Here is an 8,934-nt window from a genome sequence, read left to right as displayed (position 1 = left end):
GCGCCGCGCCATGCGCCAGCGCGGCCAGCGCGGCCAGCGCCAAGGCGGCCAGGGCGGTGCGGGCGGGACGGTGGGGGCGGGGCGGCGCGCGCATGGTGTTCCCAATGTAGCCAAAAAGTTGTCTTACGCAAACATTTTGGCAGCTTGCGCGGCGCTTGTATACGGAAAAACGCGCGCGCCGCGCGCAGGGGGATCATTCGCCCCGCTTTTGGGCGGGCGCGAGCAGGAAGGAGTCGGCGATGGCGCCGATCCAGAGCAGCGCCACGAGCAGGCCCGGCGGGCCGATCCGGCGCAGCGCGAGGTAGACTTCGGCGCGCGCGTGGAGCGCGATGGCGAGCGGGTCGAACGGCAGCAGGCCGGCGTTGAGGCGGTCGGATAGCTCGAGCATCGGCGGCAGCAGGCGGGCCCAGAAGAACCAGCCGAGGCAGGCCAGCGTGGGCAGCAGGAACAGGCAGCCGCGGCGGCGCCGGCCCAGCATGATGTGGCCCAGCCCGGGGCCGCCCAGCGCGTTCATCCAGGCCGCCCTGGCGCAATCCCTCATGGCCAGTCCCTCATCGCGCAGCCCCCCGTCAGTGTGCGCGCCCCGTCGGGGCGCAAAGGTGCCGCGCCGGCGCGCGGATCGGCGCCGGCGCGGCGCGGCCTACTCGTAGTCGGCGATCGGCGCGCAGCCGCAGAACAGGTTGCGGTCGCCGTAGACGTTGTCGGCGCGCCCGACCGGCGGCCAGTACTTCTGCTTGCGCAGCGAGGCCACCGGGAAGGCCGCCACCTCGCGGCTGTACTTGTGCTCCCAGACGTCGGCCGTGACCACCTCGGCCGTGTGGGGCGCGCCCTTGAGCGGGTTGTCCATGCGGTCGTACTCGCCGCGCTCGACCTTGACGATCTCGGCGTGGATGGCGATCATGGCGTCGATGAAGCGGTCCATCTCGACCTTCGACTCGCTCTCGGTCGGCTCGATCATCAGGGTGCCGGGCACCGGGAAGCTCATGGTCGGGGCGTGGAAGCCGAAGTCCATCAGGCGCTTGGCGACATCCTCGTTGCTGATGCCGGTGGCGTCGGTGAGCGGGCGCAGGTCGAGGATGCACTCGTGCGCGACCAGGCCGTCGTGGCCGGTGTAGAGCACCGGGTAGTGCGGCGCGAGGCGGCGCGCGATGTAGTTGGCCGCCAATATGGCGGTCTCGGTGGCCGCCGTCAGGCCCTCGCCACCCATCATCGCGATGTACATCCACGAGATCGGCAGGATGCTGGCCGAGCCGAACGGCGCGGCGCTGACCGCGCCGATGCCGGCGGCGTCGCGCGTGTAGCCGGTCGAGCGCTGGTTGGGCAGGAATTTGGCCAGGTGCGCGCCGACCCCGATCGGGCCCACGCCGGGGCCGCCGCCGCCGTGCGGGATGCAGAAGGTCTTGTGCAGGTTCAGGTGGCTGACGTCGCCGCCGAAGCTGCCCGGCGCCGCCACCCCGACCAGCGCGTTCATGTTGGCGCCGTCGATGTAGACCTGGCCGCCGTGCGCGTGGACGATCTCGCACAGTTCCTGTATGCCCTCCTCGAACACGCCGTGGGTCGACGGGTAGGTCACCATCACGCAGGCCAGGTTGTCGCTGTGCAGTTCGGCCTTGGCCTTGAGGTCGGCCAGGTCGACGTTGCCGTTGGCGTCGCAGGCGGTCACCACCACGCGCATGCCGACCATGTTGGCCGAGGCCGGGTTGGTGCCGTGCGCCGAGGACGGGATCAGGCAGATGTTGCGGTGCGCCTCGCCGCGCGAGGCGTGGTAGGCCTGGATCACGAGCAGGCCGGCGTACTCGCCCTGCGAGCCGGCGTTCGGCTGCAGCGACACGGCCGCGTAGCCGGTCAGCGCGCACAGCATGTCCTCGAGCTGGCCGATCATCTCGCGGTAGCCGACGGTCTGGGCGTCGGGCGCGAACGGGTGGATGTTGGAGAACTCGGGCCAGGTCACCGGGATCATCTCGGAGGTGGCGTTGAGCTTCATGGTGCACGAGCCGAGCGGGATCATGGTGCGGTCGAGCGCGAGGTCCTTGTCGGCCAGGCCGCGCAGGTAGCGCAGCATCTCGTGCTCGGCGTGGTAGCGGTGGAAGGTCGGGTGCGTCAGGAAGGCGCTGGTGCGCGCGAGCTGCGCGGGGAACGCGTCCTGGGCGCTGGCCTCGATGGCGTCGAAGTCGGGCGCCGCGGCGTTGTCGACCCCTTGCGAGAAGATGGTCCACAGCAAAAGGATGTCCTCGCGCGTGGTGGTCTCGTCGAGCGAGATGCCGACGTGGTGGTCGTCGACGCGGCGCAGGTTGACGCCCATTTCGACCGCGCCGGCGTGCAATTCGAGGGCGCGCGCGCTCTTGACGGTGAGCGTGTCGAAGTAGGTCTTGTTGGTGATCTCGTAGCCGAGCGTGCCCAGTTTGGCGGCCAGGATGTTGGTGTAGCGGTGCACGCGGCGGGCGATTTTGGTCAGGCCGGCGGGACCGTGGTAGACCGCGTACATCGAGGCCATCACTGCCAGCAGCACCTGCGCGGTGCAGATGTTGGAGGTCGCCTTTTCGCGCCGGATGTGCTGCTCGCGCGTTTGCAGGGCGAGCCGGTAGGCCGGGTTGCCCTGGGCGTCGATGGTGACCCCGACCAGGCGCCCGGCCATGCTGCGCTTGAAGGCGTCGCGGGTGGCCAGGTAGCCGGCGTGCGGGCCGCCGAAACCGAGCGGCACGCCGAAGCGCTGGCTGTTGCCGACGACCACGTCGGCGCCCCATTCGCCCGGCGGCGTGAGCACCGTCAGCGCCAGCAGGTCGGCGGCGGCGACCACCATGGAGCCCGAGGCGTGCAGTTTTTCGACGGCGGCGCGGTAGTCGCGCACCTCGCCGTCGACGCCCGGGTACTGCAGCAGCACGCCGAAGCACGGCTGGTCGAGGGAGCCGATGTCGGCGGCGGCGATGGTGCGCACCTCGACCCCGATCGGCTTGGCGCGCGTCTGCACCACCTCGAGCGTCTGCGGCAGCACGTCGTCGGCCACGTAGAACACGTTCGAGGCCGACTTGCCCACCCGCTGGAGCAGCGTCATGGCCTCGGCGGCGGCGGTGCCCTCGTCGAGCATCGAGGAGTTGGCGATGCCCATGCCGGTCAGGTCGGTGATCATCTGCTGGAAATTGAGGATCGCCTCGAGGCGGCCCTGCGAGATCTCCGGCTGGTAGGGCGTGTAGGCGGTGTACCAGGCCGGGTTCTCGAAGATGTTGCGCAGGATGACGCCCGGGGTGTGGCTGTTGTAGTAGCCCTGGCCGATCATCGACTTCATGACCCGGTTCTTGGCCGCGAGCGCCCTGAGCTTGCCCAGCGCCGCCTGTTCCGGCATCGGATCGAAGAACTGGCCCAGATCGAGCTTGCTCTTTTTGCGGATGTTGGCCGGGACGATGGCGTCGATCAGCGCGCCGCGGCTGGCGTAGCCGAGCGTGGCGAGCATGGCCGCCTGCTCCGTTTCGGTGGGGCCGATGTGGCGTGGGATGAAGGCGTCGCGTGCTTCGAGTTGGGTCAGGCTGGTGCGGGTCATGATAGGGGCCAAAAAGATGCTGGCCGCCGGCGCGGTGCCGGGGGCCGGTTTATAGAGGGGGGCTTGACTGGGGCCGGCACCTTTGGCGCCGGCCGGGCATGGCGCGATTACTCGCCGGTGGCCTTGCCGTAGGCGGCGGCGTCGAGCAGGCCGCCGATCGCGGCCGGGTCGCTCGGCTGCAGCTTGAACAGCCAGGCGCTGTAGGCGTCGGCGTTGATCGAGTCGGGGGCGGCGGCGACGGCCTCGTTGACGGCGGTGATCACGCCCGACAGCGGGGCGTAGATGTCGCTGGCGGCCTTGACCGACTCGACCACGGCGGCGTCGTCGCCGGCGGTGCATGACTTGCCCACCTTGGGCAGTTCGACGAACACGATGTCGCCGAGCGCGTCCTGCGCGTACTCGGTGATGCCGACGGTGACGCTGCCATCGGCTTCGGCGCGCACCCACTCGTGGGATTCGGTGTATTTCAGGTCGGCGGGGATGTTCATGTGTGGCTCCAGAGAGTGGTTGGTGCGATGAGTATAAAGAAATTTTTCGGGGATGCCGGCTTTTACGCCGCCAGGATTTTGCCGTTGCGCACGAAAGGCAGCTTCACCACGCTCGCGGCCAGCTTCTTGTCGCGGATTTCGACGTGCACGGTGTCGCCCACCTCGACGTCCATCGGCACGCGCGCGAGCGCGATCGCTAGCTGCATGCTCGGGCTGAAGGTGCCGCTGGTGATCTCGCCGACGCCTTCGCCGGCGCCGAGCACCCTTTGGTGGGCGCGCAGCACGCCGCCCTTGTCGCGCAGGATCAGGCCGACGAACTTGGCGTTCTGGCCCATCGCCAGCAAGGCCGCCTTGCCCGGAAAATCGCGCTCGGAGACCAGGTCGATGGTCCAGGCCAGGCCGGCGTCGAGCGGGTTGACGGTCTCGTCCATGTCCTGGCCGTACAGGTTCATGCCCGCCTCGAGGCGCAGCGTGTCGCGCGCGCCGAGCCCGGCCGGCTTGACGCCGGCGGCCATGAGCGCGTTCCACATGGCGTCGGCGGCGCCGGCGGGGAAGGCGATCTCGAAACCGTCCTCGCCCGTGTAGCCGGTGCGCGCGACCATCACCTCGCCGAACGCGGTGTCTTTGACGATGGCCGCGTTGAACGGCTTGAGCGGCTCGGTGGCCGCCCGCGCGCCCGGCAGCACCTGCCACACCTTGGCGCGCGCGTTCGGGCCCTGCACCGCGATCAGCGCCATCGCGCCCTCGCCGTCGCGCCGCTCGGTGAGCTTGACGGCGCTGCCGCGCGCCGCGATTTGCGCATCGATCCAGGCGATGTCCTTGTGCGCGGTGCCGGCGTTGACCACCAGCCGGAACCAGTTCTCGGCGAAGAAGTAGACGATCAGGTCGTCGATCACGAAGCCTTGCTCGTTGAGCATGCACGAGTAGAGCGCCTTGCCCGGCACCTGCAGCTTGTCGACGTTGTTGGCGAGCAGGCCGCGCAGGAAGGGGCGCGCATCGTCGCCCTCGAGGTCGACCACGCACATGTGCGAGACGTCGAACATGCCGACGTCGGTGCGCACCGCGTGGTGCTCCTCGATCTGCGAGCCGTAGTTGACGGGCATGTCCCAGCCGCCGAAATCGACCATCTTGGCGCCGGCGGCGCGGTGTGCGGAATTGAGCGGGGTCGTTTTGAGCGTCATGGGAAATCCTCAGGCAAGGTGAACAAAAAGGGTCAGCGCGCAGGCGGGGTGGCGCCAAACGGCGGCCCTGCGGTGCGCGTGCCCCTCTGTCCTTGGTACCTGAGAGATAGCGGAACGGGTTCCGCCTGCCCCTTCGGTGGGCCGCCGGCGTGACGCCGCGGCCGCTCTCCAGAGTTAAGCCGGCCGCGCCTTCCGCGCCGCCGACCCCTGACCGGTCCTTTTGCCTGAGAGTTTTTGGGTGATGCCCCTTCGGCGGCAGCCGTGCGCTGCCCTCTCCCGATCAAGAGTGCAGAGCATATGCCAGCGGCGCGGCGCTGTCAACCCGCGGCGCCGGGCCGGAGCGGGCTGGGTGGGCGTGGCGGGGGCGCAACCAGGCGCCAATGGCGCGCACGAATGGCGTGTGCGCGCGCGCTTTCCCGACCGCTATTTGTTAAACTGGCGCATCCACTTTGCGGGTACCCGATATGAGCGAAGAAGCAGTCAGAAAAGAAACCGACGCCTGGTTCACCCTGTCGGGCGACGTCAACAGCGACATGGTGCACCGCGTGTTCGAGGCGGTCCAGGACATGACCGAGCGCGGGATCGATACGGCCCATGTGCTGGTCCAGTCCAACGGCGGCTATGTCAGCGACGGCCTGTGCCTGTACAACTTCATGCAGGGCGCGCCGATCGACTTCGTCATGTACAACGCCGGCGCGGTCGCCTCGATCGCGGTGATCCTGTTTTTGGGCGGGGAGCGGCGCTATGCGAGCGAGACGGCGCGCTTCATGGTGCACAAGTCGCACGCGACGGCGTCGCCGGGGGCGCGGCCGGACGCGCTCAACATCATCGTCGAGGGCCTGCGCGCCGACGACGCGCGCACCGAGCTGATCCTGCGCCGCCACGTCGACCTTGCGCCCGAGCAGTGGGCGATCCACCAGTATTCCGACCTGCACCTGACGGCGCGCGACGCCAAGACCGCCGGCCTGGTGACCGATGTGGCCGACTTCGCGCCGCCGCGCGGCGCGCGCCTGCGCAACATCTGAGGCGCTCCGCCGCGCCTGCGGTCGCGCCTGCGCAACATCGGACGCGCTCCGCCGCCCCTCCGGGCGCGCTTACGGGCGCGGCTGCGGCGCCGCCGGCGGGACCACGATTTTTTCGTTCAGGCGCAAAAACTTGAAGCCGGCCAACTGAAGGCCGGCGCGTCCGGCCTGGTGCCGCTCGGTGCGCGCGATGAAGGCCTCGAAGCTCTCTTCGCGCACCTGCGGCGCCGCCGAATGGAGGAAATTGCGCCGTCCGTCGGCGGCGACCACCACCAGCCCCACATGGGTCGTCAGGTGGGCGCCGTCCTTGCGCGAGACGACGTTGACCATGTCGCCGTCGCGCAGGCCGGCCAGCGCCGTCGCGACGTGCGCCTTGGGCACATACGCCTGCTCGCTCTCCTGCACCGCAAGTGTGCTGGCGGTGTTGTGGCGCGTGCGCAGGAAGCCTGCGCGGTCGACCGTCATCCGGTACGAGGCGGCGCCGGCGAGCGTGGCGCTGGCGTCGGTCAGCAGCCAGCCGTTGTTGATGTTCCAGTCCACCTCGGTGTAGTGGTTGCGCGTGGCGACCCCGACCACGCCGTACTTGTAGCGTATGCGCTGCAGCATCCAGAAGAATTCGGCCCACGAGCGGCTCAGCGCCATCGCGTAGGTGTGTTCGGCGAAGGTGACGCAGTCGCTGTGGCCCAGGCTGAACATCGGCAGGCCGTCGTTGAGCTGGTAAGGGTACTCGCCCATCAGGTTCAGGCGGTAGGGCTGGCCCGTGTTCCCGCGCGCGACCGCGGCGATGCGCTTGCGCAGGTCCGGCTCGGCCAGCTGCATGTGGGCGATGTAGCGGTCCGCCTCCTGGGGCGTCATCTGGTAGATCTGTTTCGACAGCGGCGCCCGCGGCGCCGGCGCGGCCTGGGCCGCCGCCGGCAGGGCCTGGGCGAACAGGGGCAGGGTGGTGCAAACGACAAGCAGTAGCGGGCGGAATGGCATCGGGGCGCGGGACGGTGGGGAATGGTCCGCCACTGTACAGCCTGCGGGCGCCCGACCACAACACTTCTTGCGCCTACGACACTGCCCGAATCGAAAAGAGCCTGACGACGGAAGTTGTCCGTCGCAGGCTCTGGATGCTGGCGCGGCGCCGCCGGGGCGGCCGCCTGTTTATCTGCTTATCTGTTTATCGTTTGCTTATCGGTTGTTCATCGGTTGCCGATCGCCTGTTCACCGCTTGTCGCCGTACTCGTCGTCGACATTGTCGTCGCGCTTGGCGCTGGGGTCGTTCTTGTGGCTTAGTCGGCCCGCCTCGACGTGCTGCTCGTGGGTGCCGCCCTGGTTGCCCGGGCGCGCGCCCTGGGCGTTGCTGCCGGAACCCTTCGCGCCCGATTGCTTGTTGCTGCCGGTGCTGTCGTTTTGCTTGTTGCCCTGGTTCTTTTGATTGGTGTTCATGTTCATTCCTTTGCAGAGTTTGAAAATGTGACGGTCCCAGTTATCGTCCAAGAATGTTTCTTGGCCGCGTTTCCGGTGAAGCAATCATGGGATCCGCACAATTGAACCGCCATCGGAGCACCACCCGGACGCTTGTAGGAGATACGCCGACAAACTTGCAAAATAGCTAGCTTTCCGATCAGAACTCCTCCCAGTCCGCATCCTGGCGCCTAGCCCGCGCGCGGCCGGCTGCCGGCCGCGGCGCCGGGGCGGGCGCGGCGGCCACCGGGCGCGCCTGCCTGGGCGAGAGGATCACGGTGCCGACCAGCCGCCCCAGCGTGGCGGCCTGTTCGCGCATGGCGCCGGCCGCGCTGCCGGCCTGCTCGACGAGCACGGCGTTGGCCTGGGTCGCCTGGTCCATCGCCGCGATCGCCAGGTTGACCTGCTCGATGCCGCTGGTCTGCTCGGCGCTGGCGTCGGCGATCTCGCCGATGATGGCGGTGACGCGCTTGACGCTCCCGACCACCTCGTGCATGGTGGCGCCGGCCTTGTCGGCCAGCAAGGTGCCGGCCGCGACCTTGTCGACCGAGTCGTCGATCAGGGCCTTGATCTCCTTGGCCGCGGCGGCCGAGCGTTGCGCCAGGTTGCGCACCTCGGCGGCGACGACGGCGAAGCCGCGCCCCTGTTCGCCGGCGCGCGCGGCCTCGACCGCCGCGTTGAGCGCGAGGATGTTGGTCTGGAACGCGATGGCGTCGATGACGCCGATGATCTCGGCGATCCGCTTCGAGCTGTCGTTGATCGAGGCCATGGTGTCGACCACCTCGGAGACCACCTCGCCGCCCTTGACCGCCACCTCCGAGGCCGACACCGCCAGCTTGCTGGCCTGGGAGGCGTGCTCGGCGTTCTGCTTGACGGTCGAGGTGAACTGCTCCATCGAGGCGGCGGTCTGTTCGATCGCGGCGGCCTGCTGTTCGGTGCGCGCCGACAGGTCCATGCTGCCGCTGGCGATCTCGCCGGCGCCCTCGGCGAGCACGTCGGTGCCGGCGCGCACGTTGACGATCATGCCGGCCAGCTTGTCGTTCATGTCGTGCATGGCGTCCATCAAGCGGCCCGAGGCGCCGCGCGGACAGGTGCCGCCGGGCGCGCTCAGGTCGCCCGCGGCGACCCGGCGCGCCAGCCCGATCGCCTCGTTGACGGGGCGCGCCAGCTCGCGCGCGAGCCACATCGCCAGCGCCGCGCCGAGCCCGAGCCCGAGCAGCAGCAGGGCCCAGGTCCAGTTGCGCGCGCTCGCGAAGCGC

General features: G+C 69.3%; 8 protein-coding genes and 2 riboswitches. Of the genes, 1 reads left to right on the top strand and 7 read right to left on the bottom strand.

All coding sequences use genetic code 11. From position 1 onward, the window contains the following. Positions 1-193 precede the first annotated feature (193 nt). From C7C56_RS07250 to gcvT, 4 genes are all read right to left on the bottom strand, one after another. Complete coding sequence (locus tag C7C56_RS07250; RefSeq protein ID WP_146204326.1) at positions 194-541, bottom strand: hypothetical protein; 348 nt, start codon at positions 539-541, stop codon at positions 194-196. A gap of 99 nt (positions 542-640) precedes the next feature. Continuing rightward, positions 641-3,535 (bottom strand): aminomethyl-transferring glycine dehydrogenase, encoded by a 2,895-nt coding sequence (gcvP, locus tag C7C56_RS07245; RefSeq protein WP_106756788.1) that lies wholly within the window; start codon positions 3,533-3,535, stop codon positions 641-643. 107 nt (positions 3,536-3,642) lie between these two features. Beyond that, positions 3,643-4,023, bottom strand: a complete 381-nt coding sequence (gene gcvH / locus C7C56_RS07240) for a glycine cleavage system protein GcvH (RefSeq protein WP_106756787.1) — start codon at positions 4,021-4,023, stop codon at positions 3,643-3,645. A 62-nt stretch (positions 4,024-4,085) separates the two neighbouring features. Further along, a complete protein-coding gene (gene gcvT / locus C7C56_RS07235) occupies positions 4,086-5,204 on the bottom strand; it encodes a glycine cleavage system aminomethyltransferase GcvT (RefSeq protein ID WP_106756786.1) in 1,119 nt (372 codons plus the stop codon). Between the two features lie 76 nt (positions 5,205-5,280). Continuing rightward, positions 5,281-5,386, bottom strand: a riboswitch (glycine riboswitch). A 20-nt stretch (positions 5,387-5,406) separates the two neighbouring features. Then, a riboswitch (glycine riboswitch) is annotated at positions 5,407-5,493 on the bottom strand. Positions 5,494-5,668: 175 nt separating this feature from the next. On the opposite strand from gcvT, the gene C7C56_RS07230 reads away from it, so the two are divergent. Next, positions 5,669-6,229 (top strand): ATP-dependent Clp protease proteolytic subunit, encoded by a 561-nt coding sequence (locus C7C56_RS07230; protein WP_106756785.1) that lies wholly within the window; start codon positions 5,669-5,671, stop codon positions 6,227-6,229. 69 nt (positions 6,230-6,298) lie between these two features. Here the strand turns inward: C7C56_RS07230 and C7C56_RS07225 are convergent, their stop codons facing one another. The 3 genes from C7C56_RS07225 to C7C56_RS07215 all read right to left on the bottom strand — a co-directional run. After that, a complete protein-coding gene (locus C7C56_RS07225; protein ID WP_106756784.1) occupies positions 6,299-7,204 on the bottom strand; it encodes an N-acetylmuramoyl-L-alanine amidase-like domain-containing protein in 906 nt (301 codons plus the stop codon). Between the two features lie 228 nt (positions 7,205-7,432). Next, entirely contained in the window at positions 7,433-7,657 is a 225-nt protein-coding gene (locus tag C7C56_RS07220) for a hypothetical protein (RefSeq protein ID WP_106756790.1), read from the bottom strand. A 178-nt stretch (positions 7,658-7,835) separates the two neighbouring features. Next, a partial coding sequence (locus C7C56_RS07215; protein ID WP_146204325.1) for a methyl-accepting chemotaxis protein occupies positions 7,836-8,934 on the bottom strand: 1,099 nt, incomplete at its 5' end.

This window comes from Massilia glaciei (genome assembly GCF_003011895.2).
Taxonomy (GTDB): domain Bacteria; phylum Pseudomonadota; class Gammaproteobacteria; order Burkholderiales; family Burkholderiaceae_D; genus Telluria_A; species Telluria_A glaciei.
The sequence above is the reverse complement of the archived record's forward strand: the minus strand, read 5'-3'. Positions and strand labels throughout refer to the sequence as shown.